The organism is Faecalicatena contorta (assembly GCF_022835095.1).
Lineage (GTDB): Bacteria > Bacillota > Clostridia > Lachnospirales > Lachnospiraceae > Faecalicatena > Faecalicatena contorta.
The window spans coordinates 2,450,384-2,467,210 of sequence record NZ_BQNQ01000001.1 but is presented as its reverse complement, the minus strand read 5'-3'; the positions used below and the strand labels follow the sequence as shown (position 1 = coordinate 2,467,210).

General features: G+C 47.7%; 17 protein-coding genes. 1 reads left to right on the top strand and 16 read right to left on the bottom strand.

Annotated features, from left to right (window positions below; translation table 11 throughout):
* Positions 1-80: 80 nt before the first annotated feature.
* From ruvB to MWG26_RS10965, 4 genes are all read right to left on the bottom strand, one after another.
* Complete coding sequence (gene ruvB, locus MWG26_RS10980) at positions 81-1,079, bottom strand: Holliday junction branch migration DNA helicase RuvB (protein WP_025657520.1); 999 nt, start codon at positions 1,077-1,079, stop codon at positions 81-83.
* A gap of 20 nt (positions 1,080-1,099) precedes the next feature.
* Positions 1,100-1,702: a Holliday junction branch migration protein RuvA gene (gene ruvA / locus MWG26_RS10975; protein ID WP_025657521.1), complete on the bottom strand. Its 603-nt coding sequence runs from the start codon at positions 1,700-1,702 to the stop codon at positions 1,100-1,102.
* 80 nt (positions 1,703-1,782) lie between these two features.
* Complete coding sequence (locus tag MWG26_RS10970) at positions 1,783-2,277, bottom strand: Gx transporter family protein (RefSeq protein ID WP_025657522.1); 495 nt, start codon at positions 2,275-2,277, stop codon at positions 1,783-1,785.
* A gap of 35 nt (positions 2,278-2,312) precedes the next feature.
* The gene (locus tag MWG26_RS10965; protein ID WP_025657523.1) at positions 2,313-2,669 is read right to left on the bottom strand and encodes a NusG domain II-containing protein; all 357 of its coding nucleotides are present in this window, start codon (positions 2,667-2,669) and stop codon (positions 2,313-2,315) included.
* A 147-nt stretch (positions 2,670-2,816) separates the two neighbouring features.
* Between MWG26_RS10965 and MWG26_RS10960 the strand changes: the two genes are divergently transcribed.
* Positions 2,817-3,803: an FAD:protein FMN transferase gene (locus MWG26_RS10960; RefSeq protein WP_025657524.1), complete on the top strand. Its 987-nt coding sequence runs from the start codon at positions 2,817-2,819 to the stop codon at positions 3,801-3,803.
* Positions 3,804-4,038: 235 nt separating this feature from the next.
* Here MWG26_RS10960 and MWG26_RS10955 read toward each other — a convergent pair whose 3' ends face one another.
* From MWG26_RS10955 to MWG26_RS10900, 12 genes are all read right to left on the bottom strand, one after another.
* On the bottom strand, positions 4,039-4,854 hold the full coding sequence (locus tag MWG26_RS10955) for an RnfABCDGE type electron transport complex subunit B (RefSeq protein ID WP_025657525.1): 816 nt from the start codon (positions 4,852-4,854) through the stop codon (positions 4,039-4,041).
* A 12-nt stretch (positions 4,855-4,866) separates the two neighbouring features.
* Positions 4,867-5,442, bottom strand: a complete 576-nt coding sequence (locus MWG26_RS10950) for an electron transport complex protein RnfA (RefSeq protein ID WP_025657526.1) — start codon at positions 5,440-5,442, stop codon at positions 4,867-4,869.
* A 12-nt stretch (positions 5,443-5,454) separates the two neighbouring features.
* Complete coding sequence (rsxE, locus tag MWG26_RS10945; RefSeq protein WP_025657527.1) at positions 5,455-6,189, bottom strand: electron transport complex subunit RsxE; 735 nt, start codon at positions 6,187-6,189, stop codon at positions 5,455-5,457.
* Complete coding sequence (locus MWG26_RS10940; RefSeq protein ID WP_025657528.1) at positions 6,182-6,796, bottom strand: RnfABCDGE type electron transport complex subunit G; 615 nt, start codon at positions 6,794-6,796, stop codon at positions 6,182-6,184. Before MWG26_RS10940 ends, rsxE begins: the two co-directional genes overlap by 8 nt.
* Positions 6,796-7,728, bottom strand: coding sequence for an RnfABCDGE type electron transport complex subunit D (locus tag MWG26_RS10935; RefSeq protein ID WP_025657529.1), 933 nt, complete (start codon positions 7,726-7,728; stop codon positions 6,796-6,798). The genes MWG26_RS10940 and MWG26_RS10935 overlap by 1 nt, the downstream gene beginning before the upstream one ends.
* 17 nt (positions 7,729-7,745) lie before the next feature.
* Positions 7,746-9,065, bottom strand: coding sequence for an electron transport complex subunit RsxC (gene rsxC / locus MWG26_RS10930; protein ID WP_025657530.1), 1,320 nt, complete (start codon positions 9,063-9,065; stop codon positions 7,746-7,748).
* Between the two features lie 378 nt (positions 9,066-9,443).
* Positions 9,444-10,526 carry a 30S ribosomal protein S1 gene (rpsA, locus tag MWG26_RS10925; RefSeq protein WP_025657531.1) on the bottom strand — a complete coding sequence of 361 codons (1,083 nt, stop codon included), beginning with the start codon at positions 10,524-10,526 and terminating at the stop codon, positions 9,444-9,446.
* Positions 10,507-11,367, bottom strand: a complete 861-nt coding sequence (gene ispH / locus MWG26_RS10920) for a 4-hydroxy-3-methylbut-2-enyl diphosphate reductase (RefSeq protein ID WP_025657532.1) — start codon at positions 11,365-11,367, stop codon at positions 10,507-10,509. Before ispH ends, rpsA begins: the two co-directional genes overlap by 20 nt.
* A gap of 93 nt (positions 11,368-11,460) precedes the next feature.
* Positions 11,461-12,117 carry a (d)CMP kinase gene (cmk, locus tag MWG26_RS10915; RefSeq protein WP_025657533.1) on the bottom strand — a complete coding sequence of 219 codons (657 nt, stop codon included), beginning with the start codon at positions 12,115-12,117 and terminating at the stop codon, positions 11,461-11,463.
* Positions 12,118-12,149: 32 nt separating this feature from the next.
* On the bottom strand, positions 12,150-13,379 hold the full coding sequence (locus MWG26_RS10910; RefSeq protein ID WP_025657534.1) for a BaiN/RdsA family NAD(P)/FAD-dependent oxidoreductase: 1,230 nt from the start codon (positions 13,377-13,379) through the stop codon (positions 12,150-12,152).
* Entirely contained in the window at positions 13,372-14,325 is a 954-nt protein-coding gene (locus MWG26_RS10905) for a MurR/RpiR family transcriptional regulator (protein WP_330641649.1), read from the bottom strand. The genes MWG26_RS10910 and MWG26_RS10905 overlap by 8 nt, the downstream gene beginning before the upstream one ends.
* Positions 14,326-14,490: 165 nt before the next feature.
* Complete coding sequence (locus tag MWG26_RS10900; RefSeq protein ID WP_025657536.1) at positions 14,491-16,278, bottom strand: aminopeptidase P family N-terminal domain-containing protein; 1,788 nt, start codon at positions 16,276-16,278, stop codon at positions 14,491-14,493.
* Positions 16,279-16,827 lie beyond the last annotated feature (549 nt).

Sequence of the window (16,827 nt, the reverse complement as noted above, 5' to 3'; positions counted from 1 at the left end):
TATTATAAACTATATGAATACAAAAACCAACCATTTTTTCAAGTTATTTCCTATTTCATCAGCTGCAATAGGAAGGTTTCTCAGTCTGAAAGCGGGATTCCCAGGTGCGTGTAGGCCAGATCCGTCGCTACCCTTCCCCTGGGTGTCCGCTGGATAAAACCACTTTTCAACAGGTACGGTTCGTAAACGTCTTCCAGTGTCCCTGCATCTTCAGATATAGAAGCAGACAATGTGTCCAGCCCCACAGGGCCTCCCTGAAACTTCTCGATCATCGTCAGCAGGATAGTCCTGTCAATGTGGTCCAGCCCGTACTTGTCCACGTCCAGCAGATCCAGTGCATAATTGGCTACTGCTTCGGTAATGACTCCATCGTACTTCACCTGTGCAAAATCCCTGACACGCTTGAGAAGACGGTTTGCCAGTCTCGGCGTCCCCCTGGAGCGCTTGGCCAGCTCCAACGCTCCGTTCCCGTCGATCTCCACACCCAATACCTGGGCAGACCGCATGATAATCGTCTTCAGCTCCTGTTCCGTGTAGAATTCCAGATGATTAACAACCCCGAACCGATCCCGCAGGGGCGCCGTCAGCATACCCGCCCGGGTTGTTGCGCCAACCAATGTGAAATTAGGCAGATCCAACCGTATGGAACGGGCCGTTGCCCCTTTTCCGATCATGATATCAATCGCATAGTCCTCCATGGCGGGATACAGCACTTCCTCCACCTGCCGGTTCAGCCGGTGGATCTCATCCACAAACAGAACGTCATTCTCCTGCAGATTATTCAGAATAGCCGCCATCTCCCCCGGCTTTTCAATTGCCGGGCCCGAAGTAATCTTTATATTCACACCCATTTCATTGGCAATAATCCCGGCCAGGGTCGTCTTGCCCAGTCCGGGCGGGCCGTAGAACAGCACATGATCCAGGGCCTCTTGCCTCTCCCTTGCTGCTTTTATGTAGATTTTCAACGTTTCTTTCGCTTTTTCCTGCCCAATATAATCTTCCAGATGCTGCGGCCTCAGGCTGCTCTCTATCTTTACATCCTCTTCCAGATTTTCCGTTGTTATGATTCGTTTTCCCATACTTTCCCTCTGTCATGAAATTAAAGCATTTTTTTCAAGGCTTCCTTCAGCACATCCTCCACGGTCGCATTGTCCAGCTCTACCTGTTTGACTGCGCGCAGGCTTTCCGTGCTTCCATATCCCAGTGCCACCAGAGCCTGAACCGCTTCGGACTGGATCCCGCCGTTATTGACAGGAACCGCGGCCGCGCTGCTGTCCGCCGCATGCGTAAGCACATCTTCAATATTGAGTTTATCCTTCAACTCTATGATCAGCTTTTCCGCTGTCTTCTTCCCGATTCCCGGCGCCGCTGAGATTGCCTTCACATCTCCCGACAGCACTGCAAACCGCAGGTCGTCCGGTGTCAGCTGGGAAAGGATGCTCAGGCCGCCCTTGGGGCCGATTCCGCTGACGCCGATCACGAGCTTAAAAACTTCCAGATCATCCCTGGTCAGGAAGCCAAACAGCTGCATCGCATCCTCCCGCACGTTCAGATAGGTGTGGATCTTTACTTCAGTTCCCGGCTGAGGCAGCAGCCCCATAGCCTGTCCGGGCATATAAATGCCGTATCCAACACCGCCCACATCCACTATTACTTTTTCCGTCTCCACAGCAGCAAGTTCGCCGCGAATATATGAAATCATCGTTTTCCCCTTTTCTCTAGTACAGTATTGCTGAATTAATAGTGCAATGCTGTACTAGGTTCATAATATAAGCTTCCTTTTTACATCAATGTCATGTTTTTCAGCCTTTTGAGCACTTCACCCGAGATCAGCCCGATCAGTGCTCCCGTAATGACGCCGGCAATCAACAGCACAGGCAGATAATAACCAACTTTAAATGTCTCCACAACCACCATCGCTATGAAAAGCTGTCCGATATTATGAAACACGCCTCCGGCGATGCTGACTCCTGTTACACTGAAGGATCCCCTGTTTTTTAATACCGTCATTACCGCCATACTTAAAACCCCCCCTGCCAGACTGTATATAATGCTGAACATATTGCCAAATATAAAACCCGCCAGCACGATCCGGACTACGGAAAGCAGCAGAGCCTCTTTTGCACCGCACTTATACAGCATGATAACGATCAGCAGGTTCGCCAGCCCCAGCTTAATCCCCGGAATCCCGAATTGTATCGGAATCAGCATCTCCACATAGCTGAATATAAGGGCAAGGGCCGTAAACACTCCAAAATAAGCAGCTCTGTTCTTCATGCCTTTTCCTCCTGTACGCTTGGACTCGGACACCACTAATTTGCCACCGCATCCATTTCACGGTCTTCCCCGCCTTCGATGGATACTACGACCTTATTGGGCAGGCATATGATGCTCTCCCCGTCCCTTGAGACTGCCTTCTGATGCACACATAGTTTATCCGGGCAGTCTGCGAAGGACATCCTGGCTTTACCGTCAAGAATCTCGAGGGTGTTAGTCCCCTGTATATCTATGGTCTGGTCTTTTGACAAATCATATTCCCCATATAGTTCGCCGTCAACCCGGATCACTGCTTTTCCCATGCCAGTGTCTTCCTTTAGATAATGATAACCCATCACAGAAACTGCGATGAGTAAAATGAGTCCGATTAATAAAAAATCATTTTTTTTCATATCCGCCTCCAGCCACTATCATAGCACACCAACTTTTAGAATGCAACCACATGTTCGATTGTAATTCTTCCTGAAAATGGTTATAATAATCCAAATGGAAACCGTCCTGCAGGGCAGGTCCTTAAATACATCCGAAAGAGGAATCCTATGAAACAAGCCATGCTGAAACGTACCCTTTCACTTCTTCTAACCGCAGCCATCCTGCTTACAGCTGCCGGCTGCAGCAAAGTTCCCCGTGCCGACAGCTCGATCAAGATGACCGGCATGTACTTTGACACCGTCATATCCGTGGAGGTCTGGGGAACCACGGATAAATCCATACTGGAGCACTGCAAAGAAATGTGTACCCGTTACGAAAACCTTTTCAGCCGAACCATTGAGACAAGCGACGTCTCCAAAATTAACGCCGCACAGGGTGCTCCCGTGGAAGTAGACCCCGAAACAGCCGAACTGCTGGAAAAGGGACTGTATTACGGACGGCTCTCGGACGGACGGTTTGATATCACCATAGCCCCTTTGAGTGAGCTATGGGATGTGAAAAATAATCCCGGAAATATCCCGGATCAGGATTCCATAGAGAAAGCCAGAAGCCACGTGAACTATAAGAATGTCATTCTGGACAAAAATACGGTCACCCTGGCAGATCCTGAGGCTGCGATTGACCTGGGCGGTATCGCCAAAGGTTTCATTGCAGACGAGCTAAAAGCCTATCTTACAGAGCAGGGAATTGAGCACGCACTTATCAGTCTCGGCGGCAACATCGTTGCAGTCGGCGGAAGGTATAACGGGCAGCCCTTCCATATCGGAATCCAGAAGCCCTTCGCTGAGACAAACGAGGCCATCACGACCGTAGAAATCAACGGGCAGTCTGTGGTCTCCTCCGGCACCTATGAAAGGTATTTCGAGAAAGACGGTAAAATCTATCACCACCTGCTGGATCCCGCCACCGGCTATCCCTACGACAACCAGCTCCTTCAGGTCACAATCATCTCCAGCTCCTCGGTGGACGGTGATGCCCTGAGCACAGCCTGTTTCGGGCTCGGGCTGGACAAAGGATCCGCCCTGATAGAATCGCTGGACAATGTCCGGGCTATCTTCGTAACCGACGACTACACGCTGCATTATGCAGATTAACCGAATTCCCCAAGCTAGCCCATAGGTATAGCAAAAGCCAGCATAAGAACCACTTCCGGGACTGTAATTCCGGAACCCGGCAGCCCTCCCGTAAATGCACTCTGCATTCCCGGAGCTACCGTCGTTGTTCGTTATGCTGGTTTTCATTTTCTGAGGCGGCTTCAGGCTGACACCGCATCCCAGTTATTTGTATTTCAATTCCTCAAAGCGGCTTCTGGCATCACGCCATTATGTACTATGATGTAAGTGGTATCTTTCTGGGTATAATTATTTTACGCGGACATTTATCTGCACATATTCCGCAGTTAGTGCACTTGGACGCATCGATATGGGCCAGGAAATTTGTAACTGTAATCGCATTGGTCTCACAGTTCTTTTCGCATAGGCGGCATCCGATACAGCCTACCAGGCAGACATCCATCAATGCCTTTCCTTTTGCATTAGAATTACACTGCACAAACGTCTTCTGGTCATATGGGATCAGTTCGATCAGATGTTTCGGGCAGGCTGCGATACATTTACCGCAGGCCTTGCATTTTTCCTTATCTACCACGGCTATGCCATCAATAATATGGATTGCATCGAAGGGGCATGCCTTTACACAGGTGCCAAATCCCAGACACCCATAGGAACATCCCTTTGGGCCGCCGTCCTGCATCATATTTACCATAATACAGTCTTCAATTCCCTGGTACTTATATTGATCCTGCGCTTTTTCGCACGTACCGGCACACTTCACAAATGCGACCTGCCGTTCCTGATCCCCCGCAGCAACTCCCATAATCTCGCCGATCTGCGCTGCAACCGGTGATCCCCCGACCGGACATGCGCCGACTTCCGCTTCACCTTTTACAATGGCCGCAGCCAGGCCCGAACAGCCGGCAAAACCGCATCCTCCGCAGTTATTGCCGGGAAGAACGCCTAAGACCGCCTCTTCCCTCTCATCTACCTCAACGGCAAACTTCTTTCCGGATATCCCCAGGAAGATGCCGATGAATAATCCGGTTCCGCCGACAATCGCCGCAGCTATTAATATTCCTGATATACTCATGTTCCTTCCCTCCTAAATCAAACCTGAAAATCCGAAAAATGCAATTGCCATCAGTCCGGCCGTAACCAGGACAATCGGAGTTCCCTGAAATGATTCTGAAATGTCGTTATGTTCGATTTTCTCGCGGATTCCTGCCATAAGAACGATTGACACAAGGAACCCAAAGGCCGTTGCCAGCCCATTAATGACGCCTTCCAGAATGCTGTAAGACTTCGTCACATTTGTCAGCGCAACACCAAGCACCGCACAGTTTGTCGTAATCAGCGGCAGATAGACGCCCAGTGAATTATACAGCGGCGGCATTGCCTTTTTCAGAAACATTTCTACAAACTGAACTAATGCTGCGATAACAAGTATAAACACAATTGTCTGCAAATACTCAAAATGTGTCGGTACAAGAATGAACTTGTAGATCAGGCTTGTGACAAACGACGCAATAGTTATGACAAAGATAACAGCGCCGCCCATGCCGCCTGCAGTTTTTACGTTTTTAGAAACACCGAGGAACGGACAGATTCCGAGAAACTGACTGAGCACGACGTTATTCACAAATGCAGCACCAACTGCAATTAAAAGTAATTCTTTCATCTCATTCCCCTCCTATTCATTCCCATTCTTTCCTGCTTTTTTCGGTTCCGGGCGCACATCCATAAACATACTTCCACCGCAGGTTTCTTTCTTCCCGCATGTGGCACATCCCGAACCGCATCCGATCTTTTCAGCGATCGGATCTCCCTTAGCTGCTGCTTTTTTCTTAACCTTGTTCTGAAGCGCCGTTAGGAGTGCCAGAACGAAGAAAGCACCCGGTGCCAGAATAAAGATAGTAATCGGCTCATAAGAGTCTGGCAGAATCTGATGGTCAAAAATCTTTCCGGATCCGACAAGCTCTCTCACAATCCCAATCGCCGTAAGGCCTACAGTAAAGCCAAGCCCCATTCCGATCCCGTCAAATATGGATGGAAGCACAGGATTTTTCGAAGCGTAACTCTCCGCTCTTCCCAGAATAATACAGTTAACAACAATCAGAGGAATGTAAATTCCCAGAGAATCATACAGACTTGGGACAAAACCTTCCAGCAGAAACTGAACCATTGTTACAAAAGAAGCCACAACAACAATGAATGCCGGCATTCTGACGGAATCCGGGATAATCTTACGCAGCATGGATATCAGCATATTGGATAACACAAGCACGACAGTTGTGGAAAGGCCCATGCCAATCCCGTTTATAGCCGAAGTTGTAACCGCCAGCGTGGGACACATTCCCAGCATTAATACGAAGGTAGGATTCTCTTTAACCAGACCATTATACAGTCTTTCTGTATTTTTATTCATTGACACTACCTCCTAACACACTCTGAAAATATACCAGGGCAGAGTCAACCGCATTGGTCACCGCATTGGTCGTAATCGTTGCGCCGCTCAAAGCGTCAATCTTATCGTCGCCCTCTTCTCCTGTCTTTGTATAAGAGAACTTCTCTACCTGCTTATCTTTGAACTGATCCTTGAATTCCGGTTCCGCTGCTTTCATTCCAAGGCCGGCCGTCTCAGTGATCGTAAGCGTTTCGATACCTTTTACGGTTCCATCACTTAAAATACCGACAGAAAGCTTAATATCCCCGCCGTAGCCTTCGTGTGAAGTTACCGTAATGACATATCCCATGGTTGCACCGCTCTCGTCTAATGCAACGGCCACTTCTGTAATATCATCGCTCTCGTAACCACCTTCTTTTAGGGCTGCGGCTGCCTCACTCTCATCAAACTCCGTATAGTCTTCAAAAGAAACCGCATCTGCAAGAACCGTCTTGTACGCTTCCTGCTTGGCATTCTCCTGGGCCGTTGCGATTGGCTCTTTTGTCACCTCATATACAAGCCCCAGCAGTATGCCTGCAACCAGTGTAATCACTGTAAGTATTAAAGTGTTCTTGACAATTTTATTCATTATTTTTCTCCTCCTTTACCAAATGGTTTTGGAAGAGTAACCTTTTCAATCAGGGGCACTAAAAGGTTACTGATGATAATCGCGTAAGATACCCCTTCTGCAGAGCCTCCAAACAACCGGAACAGCCCGGTCAGCAGGCCCAGGCAGATACCATATACAATCTGCCCCCGCTTTGTAATGGGCGAGGTTACATAATCTGTAGCCATGAACCAGGCGCCCAGCATCAGGCCTCCTCCGCACAGATGCGCCGTAATATACTGCGGATCAAAGCCATGCCCGCCGAATATGGTAATAAAAATCACAAATGTAACGATGTATGTACCCGGAATTCTCAGGTCAATCACCCCGATCAGAAGCAGGAACATTGCGCCCAGCATGATCGCTAGAACGGAAGTCTCACCGATTGTGCCGCGGATATTTCCGATCAGCATATTCATGGTATTCACCGTCTCCCCTGCTTTCAGCTCCGCAAGAGGAGTCGCCCCGGTCACCCCGTCATATACAAAATAAGTCATGCGCCCGGTAAAGGATATAAGCAGGAAACACCTTGCCCCCAAAGCCGGGTTCATGAAGTTCTGTCCCAATCCTCCAAACAGCTGTTTCACCACGATAATTGCAAATACAGATCCAAGCGCGCCCATCCACAGCGGAAGCGTCGGCGGAAGGTTCAGAGCGAGCAGCAGTCCTGTAACAACTGCGCTCCAGTCTTTAATCGTAATCGGCTTATGCATCAGCTTCTCATATATGTATTCAGCCAGCACCGCAGATACTGTAGTTACCACCACCAGGAGCCATGCATTTTCATGCCTGAAATTATAAATCCCAAAGATTGTAGCCGGCAGCAGCGCTATGACAACCATCAGCATAATATTGCCGCTGGTTACTTTAGCCCGTATATGCGGTGAAGATGATATGTTATAATTCTCGTTCACTTTTATTCACCTCTCTGTTATTTTTTCTTTCTGTTTGCCAGGGCAATCTTACGCATTGACCCTATGGATTGTTTCAGCGGACGCTTTGCCGGACAAACATAGCTGCAAGAACCACATTCCACGCATTCCAGTCCGTTCTGCGCTGTAAATGTCTCTTCATCAAACCGTTCAGCATAATCCGCCAGTCTGGAGGGAATGATCCGGCTTGGACATACTTCCACACACCGTCCACAGTTAATACAGGCTGTTGTCTTGGACTTGGCAACAATATCTTCTGTAAATGCAAGAATAGAAGAAGACGTCTTAGTTACGGGAGTATCCAGTGTCATCATGGCGAATCCCATCATCGGGCCGCCTGAAATCAGCTTCTGCGGTTCTGTCTTGAAACCGCCCGCCGCTTCCACAAGCTCCTGTTGGTTTGTTCCGAGCTGTACGAGAAAATTCCCAGGATTCGTTACCGCATCCCCGCTCACAGTCACTACACGTTCCGTCAGAGGACGCCCTTTGGCAACCGCATAATGTATGCCAATCAGCGTCTCCACATTATCCACAATACATCCCGCATCCGCAGGCAGCATAGAAGAATTGATGGCTCGTTTCGTGACTGCGTAGATCAGCTGGCGCTCCGCGCCCTGCGGATACTTCGTCTGAAGCACCTTCACTTCCATTCGCGGCTCATCTTTCACCGCTTCTCTAAGCTTTTCTATACAATCCTTTTTGTTATCTTCTACACCAAAGATCCCCCTGGCATTATCAAACAGGGAGAGAACGATTCTCATACCGCTCACAAGTTCTTCGGTATTCTCCAGCATCCTGCGGTAGTCTGCGGTGATGTAAGGCTCGCATTCTGCACAGTTTGCTATAATAAAATCAATCTTCTCCGGTTCTTTTGGTGAAAGCTTAACTCTGGTAGGAAAACCGGCCCCGCCCATACCGACAATTCCTGCCTCTCCGATCATGCCGATGATCTCTTCTCCCGACATCTCCTCAAGAGGTTTCACCGTGCTGCGCTCCGCTTCCTCGTATTCTCCGTCGTTTTCAATCACAATACAATCGACCAGGCTTCCCGTAGGATTGAAATGCTTTTCCAGCCCTTTGACTGTGCCCGATACAGATGAATAGACCGGCGCCGACACAAATCCCCCGGCCTCAGCGATCTTCTGGCCTTTTAACACATGATCCCCCTTCTGAACTATTGGACTTGCAGGGGCACCGATATGCTGTGAAAGCGGATATACCAAGTCGCCTTTAGGCAGTACTTCAGCAATTGCCTGATCTTTTGCCAGGCTTTTACCATCATTTGGATGGATTCCGCCCTTAAAAGTTAAAAGTCCCATTCTTTACTACCTTCCTTTCTTTTTTCGCAATAATTGTATTGTACTAGAAATTGTATGCAAAATCCAGTAAATATAATAAATAACCGCCTATAAAAACACAAAATGCATATATTTTGACGTTTTTTTAACACATGTCATAAACTTCAATGGGATCAGGATTCCCGTTTTTACAATGAAATCCTGACCCCATACACCTGTTTCGGCAATAAATCCTTATACAATAAGGATAGAGACTTTCTAAGCCCCTATCCTTTTCTTATACATTATTCTGCAGCTAGGCTGCAGACCCGCCCGAAGGGCATGTATTACGGGGTGCCCTGCGGGTATACCATCTCCGTACCTGCTCTAAATACCACTGCGCATGCACATATGGTATTCTTACTCTTCTGTTGCATCAGCTTCCTGTGCATCCGGCTCCAGCGCTTTCATACTCAGGCTGATCTTTTTATCAGTCTCATTCAGGTCTACGATCTTGGCTGTAATCTCCTGTCCGATCGAAAGAACATCGGAAGGCTTCTCAACGTGTGCCCTGGAAATCTGGGAAACATGAAGAAGTGCATCAACTCCAGGCGCAAGTTCAACAAAAGCGCCAAAGTCTGTCATACGTGCCACTCTTCCATTGATAACCGTACCTACGGCAAAATCCTCTGCCGCATGTGCCCACGGATTCGTCTCCGGGAACTTCAGGCTGAGCGCAACCTTTGTATCATTGATATCTTTAACCAAAACCTTTACAACATCTCCAACCTGGAATACTTTCTTCGGATTTTCTACTCTTCCCCAGGACATCTCGGAAATATGTAACAATCCGTCTACTCCACCAAGATCAATAAATGCACCAAAATCTGTTACATTCTTAACCGTTCCTTCGATTGTATCTCCAACGCGCAGCTTCGCAAACAGCTCTTTCTGCTTCTCTGCCCTCTCTGCCACTAGTAACTGCCTTCTATCACCAATCACGCGGTTTCTCCTTGGATTGAATTCGCTGATCACAAACTCAATCTCCTGGCCTTCATATTTGCTTAAATCCTTCTCATAAGAATCAGATACCAGGCTTGCCGGTATGAATACACGTGCTTCATCAACTGTTGCACATAATCCACCGCCAAGAATCTGAGTTACAGTAGCCTTCAGAACCTCTTTGTTCTCGAAAGCTTCGCGCAGCCTCTCATTCCCCTTCTCTGCAGCAAGTCTCTTATAAGTCAGTAATACCTGTCCTTCGCCGTCATTTACTTTGAGAACTTTTACAGTCATAGGATCCCCTACTGAAATTACAGTAGTAAGGTCAATTGACTGGTCGTTTGAATATTCATTCTTTGAAATGATACCGTCTGCCTTATATCCGATATTCAGGATAATCTCATCTGGCTTTACATCAATGACCGTACCCTCAACTACCTCTCCGTTGTGAATTGTTTTAAATGACTCGTCTAACATTTGTTCAAAAGATAATTCTGACATTATTTTGAACCTCCTCAATTATATTGTTGGGCGTGGATGCCCCTGCTGTAATACCTACTGTTTCCACTGACCCTAATTGATTCAAATCCAAATCGTCAAGTGTCTGTATATAGTACGTATCTTTACATGCTTTCTGGCATATTTCAAATAACTTCTGGGTGTTGGAACTATGTTTGTCACCAATCACGATCATAGCATCCACCTCTTCTGCAATACTCCCCGCTTCATTCTGACGCTCCTTTGTTGCACTGCAGATTGTATTTAAAACACTTACATCATAACTCTTTTCGGAGATAATTTCAACTAAATCTTGAAATTTATTGTAATTAAATGTCGTCTGCGCCACAATGCAGACCTTCATTCCCGGATTTGGAACAAAGTCGGACGCATCCTTTTCGTTCTGCACCACTGTCACATGATCTCCCGCCCAGCCCCTGATTCCCTGCACTTCAGGATGTTCCGGATTACCGATAATTACAATGTAGCTGCCCGCCCTGCTCTCTCTTTGCACAATATTATGAATTTTCTTGACAAAGGGACAGGTTGCGTCTCTCACCGTAAGCCCCTGCTCTTCCATTTTTTTATAAATATACTCCGGAACGCCATGGGAGCGTATGATGACTGTTCCCTCTGTCAAAGATTCCAGTTCCGCCTCTGTCCGCAGCACCTTCACCCCTCTTTTCTCCATATCTTTAACCACTTCGTCATTGTGGATAATAGGACCGTAAGTATAAATCCGAGGGCCGCTGCCCGCTTCCTCCTGAAGCTCTTTGTATACCGTTTCCACGGCCCGCTTCACACCGAAGCAGAATCCGGCCGTTTTCGCCCGTACTATTTTCATCTTTTCTCTGCTCCTTTTCCAAATATGTCTGTGTTCCGTTTTTCTTTTCCATATACTTCCTGCAGAAATATAAAAGAAATCGGCTCCTTCCTGTTATCTGCAGTATTGTATAATCTCTGCAGCCACTTCCTCGATTGTCATCTCAGAACTGTCGATAAGGACAGCATCCTCCGCTTTTTTCAGCGGCGCCGTCTCCCGGTTCATGTCTCTTTCATCCCGTTCCTGGATATCACGGGCTATTTCTTCATAATCGCATTCTTCTCCCTTTTCCCGGAGCTCATCATACCGTCTCCTTGCCCTTGTGGCTACGCTCGCGGTCAGATATATCTTAACATCAGCATGGGGCAAAATGTTCGTGCCGATATCACGGCCATCCATAATCACGTCTTCCTTCTCAGCCAATTCCCTCTGCAGCTCGAGAAGTTTCGCTCTCACCTGTGGGACTGCAGAACTCACAGAGGCCATGTTGCCGACGGCTTCTTCCCTGATTCTGGAAGTCACGTTTCTTCCATTTAAATAGACCTGCTGTACTCCGTTCTCGTATCTGATACTTACAACTGCATCCTCACACACACTGATCATCCGCTGTGTCTCCCCGGGTGCAATGCCTGCATCCAGAAAACAGAGTGCAAGTGCCCTGTACATCGCTCCGGTATCCACATAGATATACCCTTTTTTCTTAGCTACAAGTTTTGCAATCGTACTCTTGCCTGCCCCTGCCGGCCCGTCAATTGCCACATTATATCCCATTCTTTCTTTCCTCCCCATGCCTTCCTTTTTCGTCAACGTACCGCATTTCCCGCCAGATAGGCGGTAGACCATGCGATCTGCAGGTTAAACCCGCCGGTCAGTGCATCCAGATCAACCACTTCCCCGATAAAATAAAGTCCGCTTACGAGTTTAGACTCCATCGTTCCAGGATCAAGCTGCCGGACATCAACGCCGCCTTTCGTGACAATCGCCTCATTGTACCCCCGCAGTCCTGTGAGCGTCATATCAAAGTCCTTGATCAGCGCAACAAATTGACGCCTTTCTTCCCGGCTGATCTCGTTGACCTTTTTTTCCGGATCGATGCCGCTCCTGTCGATCATGACCGGCTTTAATTTTGCCGGAAACAGCTTATCTACTGCATTCTTAAACTGCTTATTCCTGTTTTCTTCAAAATCTCTGAGCACACGCTGATCCAGCTGCTCTGCAGACAATGCCGGCTTTAGGTCAATGGAAAGCCGGAGTTTCCTCTCTCCCAGAAGTTTACCTATCACACTGCTGGCACTAATGATGACCGGCCCGCTCACGCCAAAATGAGTAAACAGCATTTCGCCGAATTCTTCATAAACTTTCTTTTTCCCATCATAAATCACGGCATTAACATTCCGAAGTGACAATCCCTGAAGTGCAGGGATAAATGCCTCCTTTACTTCCATTGGTACAAGAGACGGGTAGAGTGCAGTTACCTTGTGCCCCGCTTCCCGCGCAAACCGGTATCCATCCCCGGTAGATCCCGTCGAAGGATAGGAGATCCCGCCCGTCGCTATGATACACGCATCTGCCGATACAGTCTTACCATCGGCAAGGCGGATACCCGTGAAATGTCCCTCATCAGCCAGTACCTGTTTCACCTCCGCGTGCAGATAAATCCCGGCTCCCAGCCGCTTCAACTCTCTGCTCATCGCAGAAATCACGTCCGAAGAATGGTCCGATTCCGGAAATACCCGGTTCCCACGCTCCACTTTTGTTCTCACCCCGAGTTTTTCAAAAAACTCGATTGCCTGCTCATTCGTAAAACTGTAAAATCCACTGTATAAAAACTTAGGATTGCTTCGAACCGAAGAAAAAAGAGTTTCTATCTCTCCGGCATTCGTCAAGTTGCATCTGCCCTTTCCTGTAATAAAAAGCTTTTTCCCCAATTTCTCGTTTTTTTCATATATGCGGACCTCGTGTCCGTTTCCGGCCGTAAATATGCCCGCCATCATTCCTGCCGCGCCGCCCCCGATTATCAGTACTTTACTCATCCCCACTACCTTCCGTGTCCTTTCCACCCGGCATAGAACTGCTGACATGGTTCAGCTCATCACCACTGTATACCTGATACTCGTCCCATATTTTTTCCAGCGTCTCGAGAGTGGCAACTACTTCTTTCTGCTTTTTCATGCAGAGCGCAACCACGAGCGCATTCACAACGCTCAGCGGTGCAACCAGCGAATCCACGATGGAGGCCATGTCGCTCCTGGCGATCAGATTGCAGGAAGAATAGAGATTCATGGGGGAATGAACACTGTCCGTCAGCGTGATAACCTTCGCCTTGCGGTTACTCGCAAATTCAAGCGCCTTTAATGTACGCATCGAATACCGTGGGAAACTGATTCCTATGATCACATCATTTTGATCGATCCGGATCAGCTGCTCGAAAATCTCACTGGAACTGTTCGTATTGACTGCCGTCACATTGTCACAGATCAAATTCAGATAAAACGTCAAAAATGCAGCCAGAGGAGCACAGCTCCGTATCCCGATCACATAAATCTTCTTTGCTTTCAGAATCGTATCAATGGCAAGTTCAAACGCCTTCTGGTCTATCCCCGCAAGCGTCAGCTTGATCTTCTCTATATCCGACTGCAGCACAGTAGCAAGAATCTCAGACTGGCTGATTCTTCCGTAGGTCACTTCCATCCTCTGGATAGAATTCAGCTTGTTGCGCACCAGCTCCTCCAGGGCTTTCTGAAAGCCCGGATACCCCTTATATCCCAGCTGCGTTGCAAAACGGACAACCGTGGACTCACTCACGCCTACAATATCCCCCAGTTTTGCAGCAGTCAGAAAGACGGCTTTATCGTAATTCTGGCATACATATTCCGCCAGCCTTTTCTGTCCTTTGCTGAGGCGTTTATACTTTTCTTCTATTCTAAGCAGCAGTTCATTCGTACTATTCTCATTTGTGCTTAACTTATTTTCACTCACGGCAGTTCCTCTTCTCATTTTCTCATTCAATTTGGGCAGAATATACTTGTTTTATAATTTAACATTCTGATTATACAATACTGGGATTTTGATTGCAAGGAGGAGTTCATTGTAACAACACAGCCCCGCACAGGCAGTTTTTACTTCCATGCAGGGCTTTTGCTGTTAAATCGCTCTCGTATATTCTTTTAACCAATCCTGCTCTTCCTCTGTCAAATGAGGGGCTATCAGCTCATAAACCTTCTTATGATAATCATTGAGCAGCGTTTTTTCCTTTTCCGTCATGAGCGCCGGGTTTACAGCGTCCAGATCGATCGGCACAAATGTGACCGGTTCGAAATACATAAACTGACCATACTCATTCTTCTCGCCCCTGCGCACCAAAAGCTCATTCTCCGTACGGATGCCATGGGATCCTTCAATATAGATTCCCGGTTCATCCGTTATAATCATATTCTCCTCGAAAGGCTGGATCTCATTTGGACGGAACTGCCAGCGGAAGCCTGCCGGCGGCTCATGGATATTCCCGAGATATCCAACACCATGACCGGTTCCATGATTAAAATTCAGATTCTGTCTCCAGAACGGTTCCCGTGCTACATAGTCCAGATTCATTCCACTGCAGCCATACAAGAATCTTGCATCGGCTAGATTTAGCATGCTAACGGCAACTGTAGTAAAATGATCCTTCTCAACCTGGCTCACCTCCCCCAGCGCCACTGTCCTCGTGATATCCGTAGATCCTTCATAATAATGTCCGCCCGTGTCTGTCAAAAACAGGCCACCCTCTTTCAGTTCAACATTTGTCTCTGGCGATGAGGTATAGTGTACAATTGCACCATGTTCTTTGTAAGCACAGATTGGTTCAAAGCTCGGCCACAAAAATCCTTCCTGCTGCGCACGGAACTCTTGGAGTTTATCGGAGGCACTCAGCTCGGTTATCTCCTGCTTACCGATATTCTTTTTCAGCCAGTACATAAACTTCGTATGCGCCACGCCATCTTTAATGTGGGCATTTCTGATATTCTTAACTTCCGTATCATTTTTGACGGCTTTCATAAGAATTGTAGGATTCTCCTGCTTTACAGTCTTTACCCCCTTAGGAATATTATGAAAAAGTGCAAAGTTCATCCGTTTTGGGTCCAACAGTATCACATCACCGTCGCCAAGCCTTTTTACAGCCTCATAAACTTCATTGTATGCATGTATGCAAACTCCATTTCCGGTAAATTCCGCCTTTATCTCATCATTGAACTTTCTCTCATCCGCATAAAGCTCCACCGAATCCATCTTTATGATCGCATAAGAAAGCAGAAGCGGAAAATAGTCCACATCTTCCCCTCTCACATTGAGCAGCCAACCGATATCATCCAGGCTGGTAATAATATGGACATTGGACCCGGCCTCTTTCATTGCGCCTCTCACCCGCTCAAGCTTAGAGGCAGCTGTCTCTCCCGCATACTTAATATCCAGTATAAATGCCGCTTTTTCAGAAAGAGGCGGCCTGTCCTCCCAGACAGTATCTACAAGGTCACAGTCATAAACCACACCCCCGCCTTTGTCCGCAGCAATATCGGCATACACTTGTCCTTCATCCACGCCGACGGTACGACCGTCAAACCCAATCACACCATTCTCCGGGAGAACAGCCTTCAAATAGTCCGCTACAGTGGGAACACCCGGTTCCCCCATCCTGCGCAGCTCCACGCCGGTCCCTTCCAGCTGCTGTTCTGCCTGTATAAAATACCTGCCATCGGTCCATAAGCCCGCTTCATCCTTTGTAAACACAGCAGTTCCCGCCGACCCGGTAAACCCGGTCATAAAAGCCCTTGCCTTAAAATGTTCCCCAACATACTCGCTCTGATGGTAATCCGCAGTCGGCACCACATATGCATCAATCCCTTTCTCCTCCATCAAACGTCGGAGACTGTCAACTCTTTCCGAAACCTTCATGAAAAACCTCCTTAAACATTCATAAAACATATTATACCACCAAACAAAAATCTATACAAATTTTTGGGGTGAAAATACTTTTTTGGGGACGCCTGTCGGGAGATGGGGCGGGAACTTCCCTGTGCTTTTATGGAGGCATAGAGAGCGCCTTAGTCTCACTAGATAAAAACCACATCGGATTGGGAGGCTAAACTCTGCTTCCGAAGCAGAGTTTAGCCTCCCAATCCGATGTGGTTTTTATCTAGTGAGACTAAGGCGCTCTCTATGCCTCCATAAAAGCACAGGGAAGTTCCCGCCCCATCTCCCGACAGGCTTGGTGCATCAAAACGGAAGGTACATTTCATCCCGTGGAGGAATTAACGGGGGCGGCGGATTAAGTTGACTGCACGGATCGTGTTATAGCCTATTGATAGAAAAAATTATGATGTTTCAACTACTATTTATACGCTTATGGAATTCTAAGGCAAACCAGAACTTCAGAGCATACTCTATCGGCTCTCTTTCAACATCTGCAACTCCCGTCCGCTTACCATTCGGGCCGGTTCTTCT